17 protein-coding genes and 1 pseudogene are annotated in these 19338 nt (G+C 64.6%); 9 read left to right on the forward strand and 9 right to left on the reverse strand.

Translation table 11 applies throughout. The features are described from left to right. The gene (gene trxB / locus ACQ86E_RS19280) at positions 1 to 966 is read right to left on the reverse strand and encodes a thioredoxin-disulfide reductase (RefSeq protein WP_431201330.1); all 966 of its coding nucleotides are present in this window, start codon (positions 964 to 966) and stop codon (positions 1 to 3) included. A 268-nt stretch (positions 967 to 1234) separates the two neighbouring features. On the opposite strand from trxB, the gene ACQ86E_RS19285 reads away from it, so the two are divergent. Continuing rightward, a complete protein-coding gene (locus ACQ86E_RS19285; protein WP_431201331.1) occupies positions 1235 to 1714 on the forward strand; it encodes an Lrp/AsnC family transcriptional regulator in 480 nt (159 codons plus the stop codon). 73 nt (positions 1715 to 1787) lie between these two features. Here ACQ86E_RS19285 and greA read toward each other — a convergent pair whose 3' ends face one another. The 4 genes from greA to ACQ86E_RS19305 all read right to left on the reverse strand — a co-directional run bounded on the left by greA (position 1788) and on the right by ACQ86E_RS19305 (position 7246). Further along, complete coding sequence (gene greA / locus ACQ86E_RS19290; RefSeq protein WP_027534300.1) at positions 1788 to 2261, reverse strand: transcription elongation factor GreA; 474 nt, start codon at positions 2259 to 2261, stop codon at positions 1788 to 1790. Positions 2262 to 2470: 209 nt separating this feature from the next. Then, on the reverse strand, positions 2471 to 5935 hold the full coding sequence (carB, locus tag ACQ86E_RS19295; protein ID WP_431201332.1) for a carbamoyl-phosphate synthase large subunit: 3465 nt from the start codon (positions 5933 to 5935) through the stop codon (positions 2471 to 2473). Positions 5936 to 6155: 220 nt separating this feature from the next. Further along, positions 6156 to 6869 carry an MFS transporter gene (locus tag ACQ86E_RS19300; RefSeq protein WP_431201333.1) on the reverse strand — a complete coding sequence of 238 codons (714 nt, stop codon included), beginning with the start codon at positions 6867 to 6869 and terminating at the stop codon, positions 6156 to 6158. Beyond that, a complete protein-coding gene (locus ACQ86E_RS19305; RefSeq protein WP_431201334.1) occupies positions 6830 to 7246 on the reverse strand; it encodes an MFS transporter in 417 nt (138 codons plus the stop codon). Before ACQ86E_RS19305 ends, ACQ86E_RS19300 begins: the two co-directional genes overlap by 40 nt. Before the next feature lie 108 nt (positions 7247 to 7354). Here ACQ86E_RS19305 and ACQ86E_RS19310 point away from each other — a divergent pair, with 108 nt between their 5' ends. Next, on the forward strand, positions 7355 to 7732 hold the full coding sequence (locus tag ACQ86E_RS19310) for an ArsR/SmtB family transcription factor (protein ID WP_431201335.1): 378 nt from the start codon (positions 7355 to 7357) through the stop codon (positions 7730 to 7732). Positions 7733 to 8026: 294 nt separating this feature from the next. Here ACQ86E_RS19310 and ACQ86E_RS19315 read toward each other — a convergent pair whose 3' ends face one another. Beyond that, positions 8027 to 8728, reverse strand: a complete 702-nt coding sequence (locus ACQ86E_RS19315; protein ID WP_431201336.1) for a class I SAM-dependent methyltransferase — start codon at positions 8726 to 8728, stop codon at positions 8027 to 8029. Positions 8729 to 8841: 113 nt separating this feature from the next. On the opposite strand from ACQ86E_RS19315, the gene ACQ86E_RS19320 reads away from it, so the two are divergent. Beyond that, entirely contained in the window at positions 8842 to 9366 is a 525-nt protein-coding gene (locus ACQ86E_RS19320; RefSeq protein WP_431201337.1) for a Dps family protein, read from the forward strand. Positions 9367 to 9428: 62 nt separating this feature from the next. On the opposite strand, the gene ACQ86E_RS19325 is transcribed toward ACQ86E_RS19320, so the two are convergent. Beyond that, positions 9429 to 9950, reverse strand: a complete 522-nt coding sequence (locus tag ACQ86E_RS19325; protein ID WP_431201338.1) for a hypothetical protein — start codon at positions 9948 to 9950, stop codon at positions 9429 to 9431. A 147-nt stretch (positions 9951 to 10097) separates the two neighbouring features. Between ACQ86E_RS19325 and ACQ86E_RS19330 the strand changes: the two genes are divergently transcribed. Beyond that, positions 10098 to 10313, forward strand: a complete 216-nt coding sequence (locus tag ACQ86E_RS19330) for a hypothetical protein (RefSeq protein WP_011090107.1) — start codon at positions 10098 to 10100, stop codon at positions 10311 to 10313. A 39-nt stretch (positions 10314 to 10352) separates the two neighbouring features. Here the strand turns inward: ACQ86E_RS19330 and carA are convergent, their stop codons facing one another. Then, positions 10353 to 11543, reverse strand: coding sequence for a glutamine-hydrolyzing carbamoyl-phosphate synthase small subunit (gene carA / locus ACQ86E_RS19335; protein WP_431201339.1), 1191 nt, complete (start codon positions 11541 to 11543; stop codon positions 10353 to 10355). Positions 11544 to 11690: 147 nt separating this feature from the next. On the opposite strand from carA, the gene ACQ86E_RS19340 reads away from it, so the two are divergent. The 4 genes from ACQ86E_RS19340 to ACQ86E_RS19355 all read left to right on the forward strand — a co-directional run bounded on the left by ACQ86E_RS19340 (position 11691) and on the right by ACQ86E_RS19355 (position 15946). Beyond that, entirely contained in the window at positions 11691 to 12419 is a 729-nt protein-coding gene (locus tag ACQ86E_RS19340; RefSeq protein WP_431201340.1) for an alpha/beta fold hydrolase, read from the forward strand. Positions 12420 to 12452: 33 nt separating this feature from the next. Continuing rightward, positions 12453 to 12908, forward strand: coding sequence for a GatB/YqeY domain-containing protein (locus ACQ86E_RS19345; RefSeq protein WP_431201341.1), 456 nt, complete (start codon positions 12453 to 12455; stop codon positions 12906 to 12908). Between the two features lie 171 nt (positions 12909 to 13079). Next, positions 13080 to 14216, forward strand: a complete 1137-nt coding sequence (locus ACQ86E_RS19350) for an epoxide hydrolase family protein (RefSeq protein ID WP_431201342.1) — start codon at positions 13080 to 13082, stop codon at positions 14214 to 14216. A gap of 119 nt (positions 14217 to 14335) precedes the next feature. Continuing rightward, positions 14336 to 15946, forward strand: coding sequence for an acyl-CoA synthetase (locus tag ACQ86E_RS19355; RefSeq protein WP_431201343.1), 1611 nt, complete (start codon positions 14336 to 14338; stop codon positions 15944 to 15946). A 20-nt stretch (positions 15947 to 15966) separates the two neighbouring features. Here ACQ86E_RS19355 and ACQ86E_RS19360 read toward each other — a convergent pair whose 3' ends face one another. Continuing rightward, positions 15967 to 18195, reverse strand: a complete 2229-nt coding sequence (locus ACQ86E_RS19360; protein ID WP_431201344.1) for an ATP-binding protein — start codon at positions 18193 to 18195, stop codon at positions 15967 to 15969. A gap of 204 nt (positions 18196 to 18399) precedes the next feature. Between ACQ86E_RS19360 and ACQ86E_RS19365 the strand changes: the two are divergent. Continuing rightward, positions 18400 to 19174: pseudogene (locus ACQ86E_RS19365) on the forward strand (DUF2189 domain-containing protein). Positions 19175 to 19338: the final 164 nt, after the last annotated feature.

The raw sequence follows: 19338 nt of genomic DNA on the forward strand, positions 1-19338 counted from the left end.
TTATTCCGCTGCCGCGCGCTCGCTGGCGCGCAGGGCCAAGAATCGTTCGGCCTCGAGGGCTGCCATGCAGCCGAGGCCGGCGGCCGTGACGGCCTGGCGATAGGTTTCGTCGGCGACGTCGCCGGCGGCGAACAGGCCGGGCACGGAGGTCGCGGTCGAGTTCGGGGCGACCTCGACATAGCCGGAGGGCTTGAGCTTGATCTGGTCCTTCACGAGCTCGGTCGCCGGCGCATGGCCGATGGCGATGAAGACGCCGTCGGTCTTCAGGTCGGTCAGCGCGCCGGTCTTGACGTTCTTCAGGCGGACATGGGTGACCTTGTTCGGGTTCTCGGTGCCGCAGATCTCGTCGACGGCGCAGTCCCAGACCACCTTGATCTTCGGGTGCTTGAACAGGCGCTCCTGCAGGATGCGTTCGGCGCGGAAGTGATCGCGACGATGGACGATGGTGACCTGCGAGGCATGATTGGTGAGGTACAGCGCTTCCTCGACCGCGGTATTGCCGCCGCCGACCACCACGACCTCCTTGCCGCGGTAGAAGAAGCCGTCGCAGGTGGCACAGGCCGAGACGCCGCCGCCCTGGAATTTCGCTTCGGACGGCAGCCCGAGCCAGCGCGCCTGCGCGCCGGTGGCGAGGATGACGGTGTCGGCGAGATAGACGTCGCCGCTGTCGCAGGTGAGGCGGAACGGCCGCTGCGTCGTGTCCAGCTTGATGACCAGGTCGGAGACGATTTTGGTCCCGACATGGACCGCCTGCTTCTCCATCTGCTCCATCAGCCATGGGCCCTGGATCACGTCGGCGAAGCCAGGATAGTTCTCGACGTCGGTGGTGATGGTGAGCTGGCCGCCGGCCTGCATGCCCTGGATCAGGATCGGCTCGAGCATTGCGCGCGCAGCGTAGATCGCGGCGGTATAGCCAGCGGGCCCGGAGCCAATAATGACGACCTTTGCATGTACGGTAGCGGACATTTCGACGGACGCCTTTGTCACGGGGAAACTGCAGCGCGGTTGCGGAAAGAGCCAGGAGGCCTCGCGGTAGCGCTGAAATATCAGAGCTAATCTAAGCCTTCTGGTGAGCTATGCAAGAATTGCATTCCCATTCGGCGGATTTTTCCAACGGGGAACAAAAGTCGATTGGAGTGAACGCGCAATAAAATTGCGCTGGCGAGCGCGACTGGGTATGAGGATTGCAGCAAATCCACCCGATACCGCCATAAAGGCCAGGAGTTCCAGTCACGTGTCGCGGAACCTAGACGAGATCGACCTGAAGATTCTCACCGAAATCCAGGCCGACGGTCGCATCACCAATGTTGAGCTAGCCAAGCGGGTCGGTATTTCGCCCCCACCGTGCCTGCGCCGCGTCCGCGCACTGGAGGAGGAGGGCTACATCCACGGCTATCGTGGGCTGCTGGACGCGCGAAAACTGGGCTTTGACGTCACCGTGTTCGCCGCTGTGCATTTGTCCAGCCAGGCCGAGGCGGATTTGCGCGCCTTCGAGAAGTTCGTCCGCGCTGAGCCCCTGGTGCGGGAATGCTGGATGCTGTCGGGCGAAGTCGATTTCATCCTGAAATGCGTAGCGCCCGACATGGCGACGTTCCAGGATTTCGTGACGCACCTGACCGCCGCGCCCCATGTGCGCAACGTCCGGACCTCACTGGTGCTGCATAATTCGAAGTACGAGGCGGCCGTGCCGCTGGACGTGAAGGCAAGACGGTAGGCGACACGCAGATACAAAAAGGCCGCGCGTCGCACGGCCTTTTCAAAACGTCACCACATCTGGCGGAAAATCTTTACCGCCACTCCACCTTGGTGATCTCATACGCCTTGGCGCCGCCGGGGGCGTTGACCTCGACGGTCGAGCCCTTCTTCTTGCCGATCAGCGCGCGCGCGAGCGGTGAGGTGATGGAAATGCGGCCCTTCTTGGCGTCGGCCTCGACCTCGCCGACGATCTGCCACACCGCCTTCTTCTCGGTGTCCTCGTCGACCAGCGTCACGGTGGCACCGAACTTGATGGTGTCGCCGGAGAGCTTCGAGATATCGATGATGTCGGCGCGCGCCAGCTTGTCCTCGAGCTCGGCGATGCGGCCCTCATTGTGGGACTGCTCTTCCTTCGCGGCATGATATTCCGCGTTCTCCGAGAGGTCGCCGTGCGAGCGGGCCTCCGCAATGTGCTCGATGATGCGCGGACGGTCCTCGGACTGGCGCTTCTTCAATTCTTCCCCGAGCGCGGCAAAGCCGCCCGCAGTCATCGGAACCTTTTCCATCTCTTCTCTCGTCCTTCGGCCGCGCGCCCGACCCAACAGAGGGCGCGGCAACCTTGATCTCGTCAGTGCTTCCGGGAGCGGAATACGCGCCCACCGGAGCCGTTATGTGGGCTGGCGCCGGAACAGAACAACCATATGGCCGGACAGTTCCTCCGGCCATTGTGGCTTCATTGCCAGTCACTTAGCGGAAGCTTCGCCGCCGCTAGCGATCAGGTTTCCGAAAAGTAGCTCTGCAGGGTCCGAACCTCAAGGTCCCCGCCCAGATAGGCGCGGATGCCCTGCGCGGCCGCCACGGCCCCGGAAAGAGTGGTGTAATACGGCACTTTATGCAAGAGGGCCGCGCGCCGCAGCGAACGGCTGTCGGCGAGCGCCTGCGGGCCCTCGGTGGTGTTGAAGACGAGCTGGACGTCGCCGTTGGTGATGGCATCGACGATGTGGGGCCGGCCTTCCAGCACCTTGTTCACCTTCTCGGTCGGGATGCCCTGGTCGGTCAGGAAGCGCTGAGTGCCCGATGTCGCCAGCACCTTGAAGCCGAGCGAATGCAGTTCGCGAACGGCCTCGGCGATGCGCGTCTTGTCGCTCTCGCGCACCGAGACGAACACCGTGCCCTTGCGCGGCACCCTCGTACCGCCGCCGAGCTGGCTCTTGGCGAAAGCGACCTCGAAATTGCGATCGATGCCCATGACCTCGCCGGTCGAGCGCATTTCCGGACCGAGCACTGTGTCGACGCCGGGGAAGCGCGCGAACGGGAAGACCGATTCCTTGACGCCGACATGCTTGAGCTGCGCCTTCTTCAACTTGAAGTCGGCGAGCTTCTCGCCGGCCATGATGCGCGCGGCGATCTTCGCCACCGGCGTGCCGACCACCTTGGCGACGAAAGGCACCGTGCGCGAGGCGCGCGGATTGACCTCGAGCACGTAGATATCGCCGTCCTTGATGGCGTATTGCACGTTCATCAGGCCGACGACGTCGAGGCCGAGCGCGAGCTCGCGGGTCTGGCGCTCCAGCTCCTCGATCATCCTGGCGTCGAGCGAATAGGGCGGCAGCGAGCAGGCGCTGTCGCCGGAGTGAATACCGGCTTCCTCGATGTGCTCCATGATGCCGACGATGAAGGTGTCCTTGCCGTCGGAGAGGCAATCGACATCGACTTCGGTGGCGTCCGAGAGATAGCGGTCGAACAGCAGCGGGTTCTTGCCGAGCACCGTGTTGATCTGCCCGGTCTTGTCGTTCGGATAGCGCGCCTTGACGTCGGCCGGCACCAGCTCCGGCAGCGTGCCGAGCAGGTAATCGCTGAGCTGGTTCTCCTCGCGGATGATCTGCATTGCGCGGCCGCCGAGCACGTAGGACGGGCGCACCACCAGCGGCAGGCCGAGATCGGTGGCGACCAGGCGGGCCTGCTCAACCGAATAGGCGATGCCGTTCTTGGGCTGCTTGAGGCGGAGCTTGTCGAGCACGCGCTTGAAGCGGTCGCGATCTTCGGCAAGGTCGATGGCATCGGGCGATGTGCCGAGGATCGGCACGTCGGCAGCTTCCAGCGCGCGCGCCAGCTTCAGCGGCGTCTGGCCGCCGAACTGCACGATCACGCCATGCAGCGTGCCGTTGGTACGCTCGGTCGCGATGATCTCCAGCACGTCCTCGCCCGTGAGCGGCTCGAAATAGAGCCGGTCGGCGGTGTCGTAGTCGGTCGACACCGTCTCCGGATTGCAGTTGACCATGATGGTCTCGTAGCCGGCATCGGCAAGTGCGAAGCAGGCGTGACAGCAGCAATAGTCGAACTCGATGCCCTGGCCGATGCGGTTCGGGCCGCCGCCGAGGATGATGACCTTCTTCCGGTCCGACGGCTGGCTCTCGTCGGCGACGCTGCCGGCGAAGGGCGACTCGTAGGTCGAGTACATGTAGGCCGTGGGCGAGGCGAATTCGGCCGCACAGGTATCGATACGCTTGAACGCCGGGCGAACGCCCAGCGCGTGACGCTTGGCCGTGACGTCGGCGTCGGCGAGCTGCGCGAGCACCGCGAGCCGCGCGTCCGAAAAGCCCATCGCCTTCAGCGTGCGCATGCCGAAAGCATTGGAGGGGAGGCCGCTCTTCTTGATCTTTTCTTCCATGTCGACGATGCCGCGCATCTCGCCAAGGAACCACGGGTCGATCTTGCAGGAGTTGAAGATCTCCTCGTTGGACCAGCCGAGCCGCATCGCCTGCGCGACCTGGAGCAGCCGGTTCGGCGTCGGCGTGCCGAGCGCGGCGCGGATCGCGTTCTTGTCGTCGCCCTGGCCGAGGCCGTCGATCTCGATTTCGTCGAGGCCGGTCAGGCCGGTCTCGAGCCCGCGCAGCGCTTTCTGCAGGCTTTCCTGGAAGGTGCGGCCGATCGCCATGACCTCGCCGACCGACTTCATCGACGTCGTCAGGGTGGTGGAGGCGCCGGGGAATTTCTCGAAGGCGAAACGCGGGATCTTGGTCACAACGTAGTCGATGGTCGGCTCGAACGAGGCCGGCGTCGCGCCGCCGGTGATGTCGTTGGCGATTTCGTCGAGCGTGTAGCCGATCGCGAGCTTGGCCGCGACTTTGGCGATCGGGAAGCCGGTCGCCTTCGAGGCGAGTGCCGAGGAACGGGAAACGCGCGGGTTCATCTCGATCACGACCATGCGGCCGTCCTCGGGATTGACGCCGAACTGCACGTTGGAGCCGCCGGTCTCGACCCCGATCTCGCGCAGCACCGCCAGCGAGGCATCGCGCATGATCTGGTATTCTTTGTCCGTCAGCGTCAGCGCCGGAGCCACCGTGATGGAGTCGCCGGTGTGCACGCCCATCGGATCGAAATTCTCGATCGAGCAGACGATGATGCAATTGTCCTTCTTGTCGCGCACCACCTCCATCTCGAACTCTTTCCAGCCGAGGACGGATTCCTCGATCAGGACTTCGTTGGTCGGGGACGCGTCGAGGCCGCGCTCGATGATGTCGAGGAATTCTTCCTTGTTGTAGGCGATGCCGCCGCCGGTGCCGCCCATGGTGAAGGAGGGGCGGATGATCGCGGGCAGGCCGATCTCGGACAGCGCCATCATCGCCTGGCCCAGCGCATATTCCTGGTAGCGCTTGCGGCGGTCGCCTTCGCCGAGCGTCCATTGCCGGTCGTGCTCTTCCAGAGCCGCGCCCGACAGCTTCTCGCGTTCAGCCTGACGCTTGTCGCGGAAGGATTTCTTCAGGGCGGAGGCGTTGGCGAGCCGCGACTTCGGCGTCTCGAGCCCGATCTTGGTCATGGCCTCGCGAAACAGCTGGCGGTCCTCGGCCTTGTCGATCGCATCCGCGGTCGCGCCGATCATCTCGACATCGAACTTGTCGAGCGTGCCTTGTTGGCGCAGCGACAGCGCGCAGTTCAGCGCGGTCTGGCCGCCCATGGTCGGCAGCAACGCGAAGCCGCCGGGAATGACGTGACGTTCCTTCTCGATGATCTTGGCGACGATCTCGGGCGTGATCGGCTCGATATAGGTCGCATCGGCCAATTCCGGATCGGTCATGATGGTGGCCGGATTGGAATTGACGAGGACGATGCGATAGCCCTCTTCCTTCAGCGTCTTCACCGCCTGCGTGCCCGAATAGTCGAACTCGCAGGCCTGGCCGATCACGATGGGGCCGGCGCCGATGATCAGGATGGTGGTGATGTCTGTACGTTTGGGCATCAACTCTCGCCGAAGTGGAATTTGGGCACAAAAAAGGGCGCGCTTGCTGCGCGTCCCCTGTGGCCGAGAGCGCGGGGGTCTGCCTCGCGCGCGGACGGGTCTTAGACCAGTTTTCGGGACGGCGAAACCCCGAAAAGCGCCCATCAACCGGCAATTTTGACGGGTTTTGGCCGCGCCTGCCAGCCGCGGGCGAGATGCACCAGAAGCGCCGCGGAAACGCTCAATCCGCCGACCCAGCCGAGATCGGTCGGGCTCCACCCCACAAGCACGGCGCCGCCAAGGGCCCCCCGATCGCAAAGCCGAGATACATGGCAGAGGCGTTGAGCGAGAGCGCGACCATCGAGGCCTGCGGGTCGATCCGGATGATGCTGGCGATCTGGGCCGGATAGAACGCCCAGCCCGAGACACCCTGGAGAAAGATCGGGCCCAGGATCGCATAATGCGCCTGGCCGGGGAGGAATTTCAGCACCAGTGAATGCAGGAAAAGCGCGCTGGCCATGCCGGTCAGGCCGAGCGCCGCCGTGGCAATGGCGCCGAGCCGGTCGGCCAACAGGCCGCCGAGCATGTTCCCGATCGCGGCGGCCGCGCCGAAAACCAGCAGCGCGAGGCTGATATGCGCGGCATCGAAGCCGAGCGCGCGCAGCGGAACGGCGAAATAGGTGAACATGGTGAAGCCGCCGAGCGCCCACAGGATCGTGATGAGCAGCGCGATCAGGACGTTGCCGTGGCGCGCCACGGCCAGCCGTTCGGCGAGCGATGCGGTATTTCGGGGCAGGCCGCGGGGCAGGCCAAAAAGCAGGCCCGCCATCGCGATTGCGCCGAGCAGGGCGACCATGGCGAACGTCGCGCGCCAGCCGAACAGGCTGCCGATCCAATTGCCGAGGGGGACACCGATCACGGTTGCGATGGTGAGGCCGGAGGTGACCAGCGCCACGGCGCGGCCGCGCCGTTCGGGGAGGAGACTGCCACGGAGACACCGAGCGCCGTCGGCATGCACAGGCCGGCGCCGAGTGCCATTAGCATCCGCGAAGCCATCAGCAGTGCAAACCCGGAGGCGGCCACCGCCAGCAGATTGCCGGCGATGAAGGCCGACAAGGCCAGCGTCAGCACGGTGCGGCGGTCGATATTGTTGAGGGTTACGGCAAGGATCGGCGACCCCACGGCATAGGTGAGCGCGTAGACGCTGACCAGCTGTCCGGCCGCGGGCACCGAAATCTGCAGATCGGCCGCGATGGTCGGCAGCAGGCCAGCGATGACGAAGGCCTCCGTTCCGATCGCAAACGCCGCCACCGCGAGCCAGAACACGCTCATGTCCGTCATCCTATGTTCAATAAGTATTGAACTATTGATCGGCGGTCCGCTAATGTCAATTGGTTCAAGAACTATTGAACATATGGCCAGCGTTGCTATGATTGGACCATGAGTCGTACGCCCCATCATCCCGCGCGCGAGCAGATCGAACTGCCGATGGTTCTGGATTGCCTGAGCGATCCGATCCGGCTCGCGATCGTCTACCAGCTCGCCCGGCAGGAACATGTGAGCAGCGAATTGTGCTGCGGCGACTTCTATGCGCTCAGCGGCAAGTCGAACCTCGCCTATCACTTCGCCAAACTGCGCGAATGCGGCGTGATGCAGACCCGTGTGGCCGGCACCAACCGCTTCATGCGGCTGCGCCGCGAGGATCTCGATGCGCGCTTCCCGGGCCTGCTCGACGCGGTGCTAAGTTCCGCGGCCAGGGACGCCGACCGGCTTCAGTTGTTGCCCGGGTGCGAAATGGTCGCTGCGGACCCAAACTGAGGCGATTGCGTGCCGGGCGGCGGATTTGCCCGCCGCATCAAGGCCTTCAGAAGATCCAGCGCGTAACACGCCGGCCACCGCCGGCTACTGTGCATGGGGTTGTTTTCGACATTTTTTGTTTCGGCGGCGTGGCTGCGCCACGCGTGGCCCGCAGGGGCGAAGCGTGGAGACCCGGCCTGGATTTGAACCAGGATGAAGAGCGATGCACTGCTCTCGCGTAGACGCTTCCGCCACCGGGCCGCGGAGATCATGTCCGATCGAGGTGCGACAAGCCACCTCAGGTGGTCGTTATGCTTAACGCACCAGCGGCGGCCGCGCGACGAATGTCATGCGCCAGCGATTATGGCCGATATTGGTGTGTGCGCGCTGGGCCGCGAAGCCGGCCGCTTTGAGCTTGGCGGTCATCTCGTCCTCGCTGTAGCGCTGCAGCCCGATGCGCGTGCGCAGATGACGGTAATCTGACAGGGCGGTGCTGATGAGCCCGATCAGCGCGTCCTTCAGGAAGCCGTGGCGCAGGCCGAAACCGAGCAGCGCCATCACGTCCCTGAACATGCCGACATTGGGCTGGAGAATATCGCCGAGCACCAGCTTGCCCGACGGGGTCAGCAATCGCCGGACGTTGAGGAGCGCGGCATCGAGCTCCTCCGGCGTCATGTATTGCGCGACCGAGTTCATCACCACGAGGTCGATGGACTGGTCCTGCATCTTGCGGACGTCGTCGAGCGAGCGGACGCGGATTTTCGTGTTCGGGGCAAACCGGGCGATCAGCCGGCCGCGCACGCCCGGCGCGGGTTCGGCGAGGATCAGCTTGCCGCAGGCCGCCGCCACCTGGCTCGCCGACAGCGCCTCGCCGCAGGCGTAGTCCAGCACGGTCGCCTCGGGCGAAGTGATGTAGCCGATGATGTCCCGCGCGATGATCTGGAAGTGCAAATCGCGATGCAGCTTGCTGACATAGATCGTATGCGTGGAGTCGTAGTAGTCGATCCAATCGTCCATGGTATCCGAGGGCCCCGGCCAAACGGTTCCTGCACGGGAACCGACGCTGCCCGTCTGCGTTAGGGGTGCGACGGCGTGCCGTCAATGTCTGCGTCCTAACAGGAAGGTTTCCCGTGAGCAAAGCCCCCAGCAAGGTCTCTCCCGACCTCGACACCCCCACCGATCTGTCGTCCCAGTCGGTCAAGAAGGTCTCCGAGGCGCTCAACGTGCTTCTGGCCGACGCCTTCGCGCTCTATCTGAAGACCAAGAATTTCCACTGGCACGTCAGCGGCCGGCATTTCCGGGACTATCACCTGCTGCTCGACGAGCAGTCCGACCAGATCTTCGCGACCACCGACCAGCTCGCCGAGCGCGTCCGCAAGATCGGCGGCGCGACGCTGAAATCCATCGGCCAGGTCGCAAAGCTCCAGACCATCAAGGACAACGACGAGGACTACGTCCCGCCGCGCGAGATGCTGCGCGAACTGATGCAGGACAACAAGCACGTCGCCGCGGCGATGCGGAAGGCTCACGAGGTCTGCGACGACGCCGGCGATGTCGCCAGCGCGAGCCTGCTCGAAAACTTCATCGACGAGACCGAGCGCCGCACCTGGTTCCTGTTCGAAGCCACCCGCCAGGAAGGCGGCAACGAGGCGTAGCGGACGTTGCTGTAGGGTGGATTACGCTTCGCCAATCCACCCGACGGCACCTGCGCTTTCAGCTACCGCCACAACCGCATCAGCGCCCCGTCCTTGCCCGTCACCGGATCGGTTGGCGGCAGCGCGACCTCCGGAATCGTCTTGAGCGCTTTGGCGTGGTTCTCCGGCGTCGCCCGCGTGATCTCCATCTTGCTGCCGGGCGGATAGGCGCCGATCACGCAGAAATCACCGCTCGCCTCGATGCACTGATGGCCCGTGCCCGCCGGCAATATCGCGACATCGCCGGCCATGATCTCCAGCTCCCGGCCTTGATCGCCGCCGAAGCGGACCCGCGCACTGCCGCGCGCGACGCCGAGCACCTCATGTACCGTCGCATGGTAGTGCAGATAGTCGTAGACGCCGTTGCGCCACGTGCCGCCCCAGCCGTTCGCTTCGAACAGGTTTTCGATGGTCTCTTCGGGGCGCTTCGGATCGAGCCTCACCGCATCCTGGTAGACCAGGAAGGGCAGAGCGTTGTTCGGCACGAGCCCGTCATCCTCAAACACGATGGCGAGCGGCTCGGCCTTGTCGCGGACGACCGACATGACAGGGCTCCGGTAGCAATTGACTGGGAATCAAGACGGCACGGAGGCTCTTGTTCCTGACAGCAGTCCACCCGCTGGCTTGACGGAGATCAAGGCGCAGGCGGCTGTTCATTGGCACTCAACCCTGAACGGAAGAGAGGGACCGCCATGTACGCATCCGACGTTGCGCAGCGTCATTTTTCGGCGGCCGTCGACGAAGCGGAGACGGCCGGCCTCGGACACGAAGCGGTCTGCCGCGCCCTGCTCAGCCTCGTGATCTCGAAATATCTCGAGACGCGGTCGGTTGCCGACATCCAGGCGGAGCTGCGCTTCATCGCCGAGAATTGCGATCCCGACACGGACTTCATGTTCATGCGTCCGTGACGCACAGCCGGCGGTCTCGTCCGCCGGCGTCGTCTGGACTCAAGCGCTCTTCTTCTGCCGCATCAGATCGGCAAAGCGCTGGAACAGATAGTGCGAGTCGCGCGGGCCGGGCGAAGCCTCGGGGTGGTACTGCACCGAGAACACCGGCTTGCCGTCGAGCTGGATGCCGCAATTGGATCCGTCGAACAGCGAGATGTGGGTCTGCGTCGCGCCCTTCGGCAGCGTGCTCTCGTCCACGGCAAAGCCGTGGTTCATCGAGGTGATCTCGACCTTGCCGGTGGTCTCGTCCTTCACGGGATGATTGGCGCCGTGATGGCCCTGATGCATCTTCTTCGTCTTCGCGCCGACGGCGAGGCCGAGCATCTGGTGGCCGAGGCAGATTCCGAATGTCGGCGTCCCCGACTTGATCACGTCCTGGATGACAGGCACGGCATATTTGCCGGTCGCGGCCGGATCGCCCGGGCCGTTCGACAGGAACACGCCGTCCGGCTTCATCGCCAGAATCTCCTCCGACGAGGTCGTCGCCGGCACCACCGTCACCTTGCAGCCGACGCCGGCGAGCAGGCGCAGAATGTTGCGCTTGATGCCGTAGTCGATGGCGACGACGTTGAACTCCGGCTTGTCCTGCCGGCCAAAACCCTCGTCCCACACCCAGGGCGTCTCGTCCCAGGTGAAGCGCTGGCCGGAGGTGACCATCGGCACGAGGTCCATGCCCTCGAGGCCCGGCCATTCGCGTGCTTCTTCCTTGAGGCCGTGCAGGTCAAACTCGCCGGTCTTCGAATGCACGATCACGGCGTTGGGCATGCCCTTGCTGCGGATCAGCGCGGTTAGAGCACGGGTGTCGATGCCGGAGAGGCCGATGATGCCGCGGGCCTTCAGCCAGGCGTCGAGATGCCTGGTTGAGCGGTAGTTCGAGGGATCGGTGATCGCGGTGCGCAGGATCACGCCGCGCGCACCAGGCGTCGCGGCCATGTTCACCGTCTCGATATCTTCGTCGTTGGTGCCGACATTGCCGATATGCGGGAAGGTGAAGGTGATGAGCTGCCCGGCATAGGAGGGATCGGTGAGAATCTCCTCATAGCCGGTCATCGCCGTGTTGAAGCAGACTTCACCCACGGCATGGCCTTCGGCGCCAAGACCGAAACCTTCGAGCACCGTGCCATCGGCGAGCACGAGGAGCGCGGTCGGTTTATGGTCCGGCCAAGCGGTATCGTTGTCATGTTGTGTCATGAGCCCGGTTCATAGTCCCGGCGGGCGCCGCCGTCAAAGCGCAGATGCGCCGATTCACATGCGTTTTTGCATATTTGACAGGTCCCTTCAGGGACTTAAGCTTGGCCGGAATAATTTCCGGCAAATCCCGGGGCTTGCGAGGCAATAATGGACCAGACCGTCCCCATCCTGCTGGTACCGGGGCTGGCCTCCTCGGCCCGGATTTATGCCCCGGTGATCCCGGCGCTGTGGCGGTTCGGCCCGGTGATGGTCGCCAACCATATCCGCGACGACAGCATGGCGGCGATCGCCCGCCGGGTCCTGAGCGAGGCGCCGCCGCGCTTCGCGCTCGCCGGCCATTCCATGGGCGGCTACATCGCGTTCGAGATCATGCGCCAGGCGCCCGAGCGTGTCGTCAAGCTCGCGCTCATCAACACCCAGGCGCGGCCTGATACGCCTGAGGCGACCGCGCGCCGCCGCGGCCTGATGGAGCGGGCGAGACGCGGCGAGCTGCGCGCGGCACGTGAGGAGATGTTTCCCGACCTGGTGCATCCCTCGCGCCGCGACGATTCCGGCATTCGCCGGCTCGTGGATGAGCAGGGCGAGGATGTCGGCGTGGAAGGCTATTTGCGCCAGCAGACCGCGATCATCGCGCGGGTGGATTCGCGGCCCACGCTGGCGACGATCAAATGCCCGACGCTTGTGCTGACGGGCGATCAGGACAACACCATTCCCAATGCGTTCTCGAAGGAGATGGCGGAGGGCATTGCCGGCGCGAGGCTGGTGATCCTCGAGCGTTGCGGGCATCTGCCGCAGCCGGAGCAGCCCGAGGCGACGGCGCGTGCGCTGGCCGAATGGCTTCAAACCCAGGTTGTCTCAGGGGCACGAACGGCCTAGATCAGGCGTCGGATAGGCGAAGGGATCACGATCATGCTGCGCGACGACATCAACAATGCGGTCAAGGAGGCCATGAAGGCCAAGGACGAGCGCAAGCTCTCCACGCTGCGCATGGTCAACTCGACCATCAAGAACGCCGACATCGAGGCCCGCGGCAACGGCAAGCCGCCGCTCTCGGATGCCGACCTGCTTGGCGTCTTCCAGAAGATGATCAAGCAGCGCCAGGAGTCGGTCGAGCTCTACGAAAAGGGCGGCCGCGCCGAGCTCGCCGCGCAGGAGCGCGAGGAGATCGCGGTGATCTCTGCGTATCTGCCGAAGCAGATGTCGGATGACGAGGTCAAGAAGGCGATCGCGGACGCCATCGCCGAGACCGGCGCCGCCGGCATGAAGGACATGGGCAAGGTGATCGCGGTGTTGAAGACGAAGTACGCGGGCCAGATGGATTTCGGCAAGGCCAGCGGATTGGTGAAGGCCGCGCTGACGGGCTAGGTCGTCATTCCGGGGCGACGCGAAGCGTCGGGCTATGATGCGTAATTGCGCATCTGAGAAACCATCGCGCCGCTGAATCCGTTGCTCAATGGATTCTCAGATGCGCAATTGCGCATCATAGCTCGCGCTTTGCGCGCCCCGGAATGACAAGAAGAACAAGGGAGGCAACCGATGACCGCCATCAAGCCATTCCGCATCGCCATCGGCGACGACATTCTCGTCGATCTCAAATCCCGCCTGGCTCGCACGCGCTGGCCCGAGGTCGAACTGGTCGACGACTGGAGCCAGGGCGCGCCGCTGAAGTGGATCAAGGAGATTTGCGGCTACTGGGCGAACGACTACGACTGGCGCGCCCGCGAAGCCAAGCTCAATCGCTTCGAACAGTTCACCACCGAGATCGACGGGCTCGACATCCACTTCCTGCATGCGCGCTCGAAGGAGCCTTCGGCGCTGCCGCTGATCATCACCCATGGCTGGCCCGGCTCGATCGTCGAGTTCCAGAAGGTGATCGCGCCGCTGGTCGATCCCGTCGCGCATGGCGGCAATTCAGCCGATGCCTTCCACGTGATCTGCCCCTCACTGCCGGGGTTTGGTTTCTCGGCGAAGCCCAAGACCACCGGTTGGGGCGTCGATCGCATCGCTGCAACCTGGGCCAAGCTGATGGATCGTCTCGGTTACGCGCGCTACGGCGCGCAAGGCGGCGACTGGGGCTCGGCGGTGACGACCGCGCTCGGCGGACAGGACGGCGCGCATTGCGCCGGCATCCACATCACGCTCGCCTTCAACGCCGCGCCCAAGGTCGAGGGCGAGCCGACGCCGGAGGAAAAGCGCGCGCTCGCCGGCCTCAAGCACTATGCCGATCTCGATTCCGGCTATTCAAAACAGCAATCGACGCGGCCGCAGACACTTGGCTATGGCCTGACGGATTCGCCGAGCGGACAGGCGGCCTGGATCCTGGAAAAATTCTGGGCCTGGACCGATTGCGACGGCCATCCCGAGAACATCTTCAGCAAGGACGAACTGCTCGACAACGTCATGCTCTATTGGGCGACGGAAACGGCGACGTCATCGGCGCGGCTGTATTGGGAAAGCTTCGGCAAGCGCCGGACGACGCCGAAGGTCCACGTGCCCACGGGCGTTGCGGTGTTCCCCAAGGAGATCATCACGCCGGTGCGGCGCTGGATGGAGCCGAACTTCTCCAGCATCACGCATTGGAGCGAGATGGAGAAGGGCGGCCATTTCGCCGCATTCGAGCAGCCGGAGCTGTTCGTGCGCGATGTCAGGAAGTTCTTCGCGACGGTGCGGTGAAGCGCACTCTCCGTCCTGCCCGGGCTTGTCCCGGGCATCCACGGCCTTAAACTCAGGCCAAACGAGAACGTGGATGGCTGGGACAAGCCCGGCCATGACGATGCTGCCGGGAAACGCCCATGCTCACCGAAGCTGCCACCTACGACGAGCTCCACCGCAAGTTCCGCTGGGACGTCCCGGCGCGCTTCAACATGGCGGAGGCGTGCTGCGACCGCCATGCCGACGGGACCGGCCGCCTCGCGCTGGTCTATGTCGACGAGAACGGCGCTACCACGCGCACTTCCTTCGACGAAGTTGCGGAGATGTCGCGCCGTTTCGCCAATGTGCTGAAGGCCGACGGCCTCGCGCGCGGCGACCGCGTTGCGGTGTTCCTGTCGCAATCGCTGGAATTGCCGGTCGCGCACATGGCGGCGTTCCGTTCGGCGATGATCTCGATCCCGCTGTTCGCATTGTTCGGTGAGGACGCGCTGGAATTCCGTCTGTCGAACTCGCAGGCCAAGGCGATCGTCACCGATGAAGCGGGCTGGGAGAAGCTGGCGAGGATCCGCGATCGCCTGCCGGATCTGAAGAACGTCTATGTCGTCGGTGAAAGCGCGCCGGCTGGTACGAAATCATTCTGGAATGCAGTCAAGGCCGCATCGCCCGACTTCGCGCGGATCAACACCTCGGCTGACGATCCCGCACTGATCATCTACACCTCGGGCACGACAGGCAATCCGAAGGGCGCGCTGCACGCGCACCGCGTCGTGCTCGGTCATCTGCCGAACGTCGAGATGTGTCACAACTTCCTGCCGCGGCCCGGCGATCTCATGTGGACGCCGGCGGACTGGGCCTGGATCGGCGGCCTCGTCAACGGGCTGTTCGCGTTCTGGTATCACGGCATTCCGCTGGTCGGTCATCGCGCCCGAAAGTTCGAACCGCAGGCGGCGATGCAGATGATGGCCGATCTCGGCGTCCGCAACGTCTTCCTGCCGCCGACCGCGCTCAAGCTGATGCGGCAGGCCTGCGTGAAGCATTCCGGCGTCAAGCTGCGCAGCATCTTTACCGGCGGCGAATCCCTCGGCGGCGAACTGCTCGGCTGGGTGCGCGAGACCTTCGGCATCGATGCGCATGAAGTGTTCGGCCAGACCGAGTGCAATCTCGTGATCGGCAGCAACTCGAACCTTTTTCCGATCCGCCCGGGCTCGATGGGCAAGGCGACGCCGGGCTTCGACGTCCGCATCGTCAACGACAAGGGCGAGGAGCAGCCGCGCGGCCAGCGCGGCATCATCGGCGTGCGCCAGCCGTGCCCGTGCACCATGCTCGAATACTGGCGCAATCCGGAGGCGACGGCGAAGAAATATGCCGGCGAGTTTCTGCTCACCGGCGACCTCGGCGTGCAGGATGAGGACGGCTATTTCTGGTACGTCAGCCGCGAAGACGACGTCATCACCACCGCCGGCTATCGTGTTGGCCCGTCCGAGATCGAGCACACGCTGATGAAGCATCCGTCGGTGGCGATGGCGGCGGTGGTCGGCATTCCCGATCCGATCCGCACCGAATCGATCAAGGCCTGGATCGTGCTGCGCCCGGGCTTTGCCCCGGGCGAGGCACTCGCGCGCGAGATCCAGGAGTTCGTCAAGGTACAACTCGCTGCGCACGAATATCCCCGCTTCGTGGAGTTCGCGGAGACACTGCCGATGACGGCGACGGGCAAGGTTCTGCGGCGCGAGCTGCGGGCCAAGGGGTAAGAAGGGGTAAGGTTCGCTGATCAGCGCGACGGCGCCGACAGGGCGGACCGCAGCATCGCGGCGAGATCCTGCCGCTTGAACGGCTTCGTCAGAATGCGGGCATCGATTCCGTCGGGCGTCTTGACGGGACTTTGGCTGTAGCCAGAGGTGAACAGCACCTTGAGGCTGGGCCGCAGGACGAGGGCCTGCCTTGCAAGCTCCGGCCCGAACATGCCGCCGGGCATCACGACGTCGGTGAACAGCAGATGGATATCTCCGGGCTGGCGCAGCACGTCCAGCGCCGCGGGCCCGTTCGATGTCGCGATGACGCTGTAGCCGAGCGTCTTCAGCTCGCTCTCGACATAGGCTCGGACCATGTCGTCGTCCTCGACCAGGAGAACGGTTTCGCTTCCATCGGGGATGGTGAGCCGCTCCACTTGTGGCGGATCCTCGCTCAGCGTGGCTGCAATGCGAGGAAAGAACAGCCTGACGACGCTGCCTTGCCCCGGTTCGGACTGCAACTGCACGAGCCCGCCGGATTGTTGCGCAAACCCGTAGACCATGCTCAAGCCGAGGCCGGTGCCCTTGCCGACCTCCTTGGTGGTGAAGAACGGCTCGAACGCGCGGCTTGCCACCTCGCCGGTCATGCCGCTGCCGGTATCGGTCACGGCCACCATGACGTAGTCGCCTGGCCGCGGCTCGCCGTTGACGTCGAGGTCGGATGCACTCAGCGAGTTGTTGCGGACCTCGACCGTCAGCTTGCCGCCGTCGGGCATCGCGTCGCGCGCGTTGAGCACGAGGTTGAGCAGGGCCGTTGCCAGCTGGCCGGGATCGACGCTGGTCAACCACAGATCTGGTCCGAAGACGAAGCTGCACTCGATGTGCTCGCCCAGCGACCGGCGCAACAACTGCTCCATGCCGACGACCTTCTCGGCGATGTCGATCTCTCGCGGTCGCAGCGGCTGCTTGCGTGCGAAGGCGAGCAGGCTCCGTGTCAGGTCGGCCCCGCGCTCGGCGGCGGTCGCGATGTCGCTGGCGATCCGGTGCAGTTCCTTGTTTCCCGCCAGCCTGTCGGCGAGATGCTCCGAATTACCGAGGATGACGGTCAGCAGATTGTTGAAATCGTGCGCCACGCCGCCGGTGAGCTGCCCCATCGCTTCCATCTTCTGGGACTGGCTGAGCTTGTGGCTGAGGTCGGCGATGGCGGCGCGCTGCTGCTCGAGCGACTCGGCGGTGCCGTTCAGCAGGGTCATCAATCCGCCGAGCTCACCGCGCGGATAAGGAGGCGGAATTCGTGCGTCGAGTTCGCCGAGCCCGAGCTTCTTCGCCATCGTGGCGAGCCGTCCGACCTGGCGCCCGACGCTCATGGTCGCAAGGACCCAGACGCCCGCCAAAAGCAGCAGCGAGGCCACGGCGAGGATCGCCATGTCCTCGTAGAGCCGGCGGCTGGCGGCCGCGACCAGTCCGTCCTTGGAGCGCCCGACCATGATGTAGAGGCCGGCGTTGCGGATCGAAGGCGAGCGGGCAACGGCCCATACCTGGGTGCGGCCTTCGCGATCAGTTACCTCCCGAAACGCGTCACGATCGGGGTTTGCAGCGAAGCGGAACAGGTCGGACCCTGCGATCGAGGCGCCGACGGGCGCACTCCGGCCGCCTTCCTTGGGGGCGACAAGAACGGTCCCCTTGCCGTCGGTGAAGAGGATCTCCTTCTCGGTGAGCAGCCGCTTGTGGTGGTATTCCGCGAACTTGTTGAGGTTGAAGGAGGCAAGCAGGATGAATTTCAGCGCGCCCGCCTCCGATCGCACGGGGTAGGCGATCTGGAGCACAGATAGTCCGGTCAGCCGGCCGAATACCGGCTCGAGCGCGACGCTGCCGTGCAAGCCCTGGACCTGCTTGAAATAGGCGCGATCCCTCAGATCGAGGGTGCGGTCGGTCCGCAGCGAGTCGCAGAACAGGCTGCCGTCCGGATTGATGGTCAATATCCCTGTGAACTGCGGGTATTCTTCGCGCACGTCCGACAGAAAGGCCGAGCACGCCGCCTTGTCGCGCGTATCGAGGTCGCGCGCACGGGCGAGGCCATAGTGAAGCTGGGCGGTGCCCTGGATCTTCTCGTCCAGATCGCTCGCGATGTCGTCGGCCGACGCAGCCAGATTGGCCAGGGCCGCATTGATCTCGCTGCTCCTGTTCTGCACGAAGCGCAGCCCGACCAGGCTCGCCGGCACCAGCATGGCCGCGATCACGAGTATCAGTAGCCGGGTACGCAAGCTCATCGGTCGGGTGGTCCGCTCTGGTGATCGCACGTGCTGGCCGGAAGGGGCAATCTGCGGCACCATCCTCTGCTCAGTCCATAGGCGTCGTGCCGAAAAGCTGCCTACGGGGAAAGATTCTGAAGTCGCGCGCGGCGCCCAATGGCGCTACTATCGAGGTCGATCCGCGTGCGACGAAGATCGCACCGGCAGAGGAGGAGGGTGCCGATGTCCATCTCGGGCAAGGTCGATCCGGTGGTGCGCTCCGTGGGGGCGACGGATATCGCCGAAGCGTTGGCAGAGGGCCTGCGCGATTTCCAGATGGTACCACTTTACGGGCTTTGCTTTGGTGCGCTCTACGCGGCCGGTGGCATCGCCATCATGCTCTGCCTCACGGCTTTCGGTATGGTCTATCTGGTCTATCCCCTCGCGGCCGGCTTCGCGCTGGTCGGCCCGTTCGTGGCGATCGGTCTTTACGAAGTCAGCCGCCGCCGCGAGCGCGGCGAACCGGTCTCGTTCGCTGCCATCTGGTCGGCGATACGCTCGCGCAGCGAGATCGGCTGGATGGCGTTCGTCACGCTGTTCGTGTTCGTGGTCTGGATGTACCAGGTGCGGCTCCTGATCGCGCTGCTGCTCGGCCTGCACGCCTCGTTCTCCGAGCCTCCAGGAATTCATGACGGTGGTTCTGACGACCAACGAGGGCCTGCTGTTCCTCGCGATCGGCAATGCGGTCGGCGCGGCGCTGTCGCTGATTTTGTTTTCGCTGACCGTGGTGTCGTTTCCGCTGCTGCTCGACCGCGAGGTCGATTTCGTCACCGCCATGGTTACGAGCGTGCGCGCGGTGGTGACGAGCCCGCTACCGATGATCGGCTGGGCCGCCGTGATCGTGATCCTGCTGATCGTCTCGGCGCTGCCGTATTTCCTGGGGTTGATCGTGACGCTGCCGGTGCTCGGGCATGCGACGTGGCATCTCTATCGGCGGCTGGTGGCGCCGATGGCCTAGAGGAGCCGGACGCATCGGCAGCGAGCTATTCGCCCTTGGACGAGAATTGGGCGAGAAAACGATAGCTAATTGCCGTGATTGCGCGCACGGTGCGCCAATGTCGGAAAGAGCGGTCGTCTCCGCGCCCACGTGGCGCCACGACTCCACGCGCGACGTGAAATGGC

Source organism: Bradyrhizobium betae (assembly GCF_050632175.1).
Classification (GTDB): domain Bacteria; phylum Pseudomonadota; class Alphaproteobacteria; order Rhizobiales; family Xanthobacteraceae; genus Bradyrhizobium; species Bradyrhizobium betae_B.

Excerpts from the sequence above, each read along its gene's own strand:
- carA (WP_431201339.1), bottom strand. The coding sequence starts at position 11,543 with ATGACACAACATGACAACGATACCGCTTGGCCGGACCATAAACCGACC.
- ACQ86E_RS19310 (WP_431201335.1), top strand. The coding sequence starts at position 7,355 with ATGAGTCGTACGCCCCATCATCCCGCGCGCGAGCAGATCGAACTGCCG.
- ACQ86E_RS19355 (WP_431201343.1), top strand. The coding sequence starts at position 14,336 with ATGCTCACCGAAGCTGCCACCTACGACGAGCTCCACCGCAAGTTCCGC.
- ACQ86E_RS19345 (WP_431201341.1), top strand. The coding sequence starts at position 12,453 with ATGCTGCGCGACGACATCAACAATGCGGTCAAGGAGGCCATGAAGGCC.
- ACQ86E_RS19350 (WP_431201342.1), top strand. The coding sequence starts at position 13,080 with ATGACCGCCATCAAGCCATTCCGCATCGCCATCGGCGACGACATTCTC.
- ACQ86E_RS19360 (WP_431201344.1), bottom strand. The coding sequence starts at position 18,195 with ATGAGCTTGCGTACCCGGCTACTGATACTCGTGATCGCGGCCATGCTG.
- ACQ86E_RS19340 (WP_431201340.1), top strand. The coding sequence starts at position 11,691 with ATGGACCAGACCGTCCCCATCCTGCTGGTACCGGGGCTGGCCTCCTCG.
- ACQ86E_RS19315 (WP_431201336.1), bottom strand. The coding sequence starts at position 8,728 with ATGGACGATTGGATCGACTACTACGACTCCACGCATACGATCTATGTC.
- trxB (WP_431201330.1), bottom strand. The coding sequence starts at position 966 with ATGTCCGCTACCGTACATGCAAAGGTCGTCATTATTGGCTCCGGGCCC.
- ACQ86E_RS19305 (WP_431201334.1), bottom strand. The coding sequence starts at position 7,246 with ATGAGCGTGTTCTGGCTCGCGGTGGCGGCGTTTGCGATCGGAACGGAG.
- greA (WP_027534300.1), bottom strand. The coding sequence starts at position 2,261 with ATGGAAAAGGTTCCGATGACTGCGGGCGGCTTTGCCGCGCTCGGGGAA.
- ACQ86E_RS19330 (WP_011090107.1), top strand. The coding sequence starts at position 10,098 with ATGTACGCATCCGACGTTGCGCAGCGTCATTTTTCGGCGGCCGTCGAC.
- ACQ86E_RS19325 (WP_431201338.1), bottom strand. The coding sequence starts at position 9,950 with ATGTCGGTCGTCCGCGACAAGGCCGAGCCGCTCGCCATCGTGTTTGAG.
- carB (WP_431201332.1), bottom strand. The coding sequence starts at position 5,935 with ATGCCCAAACGTACAGACATCACCACCATCCTGATCATCGGCGCCGGC.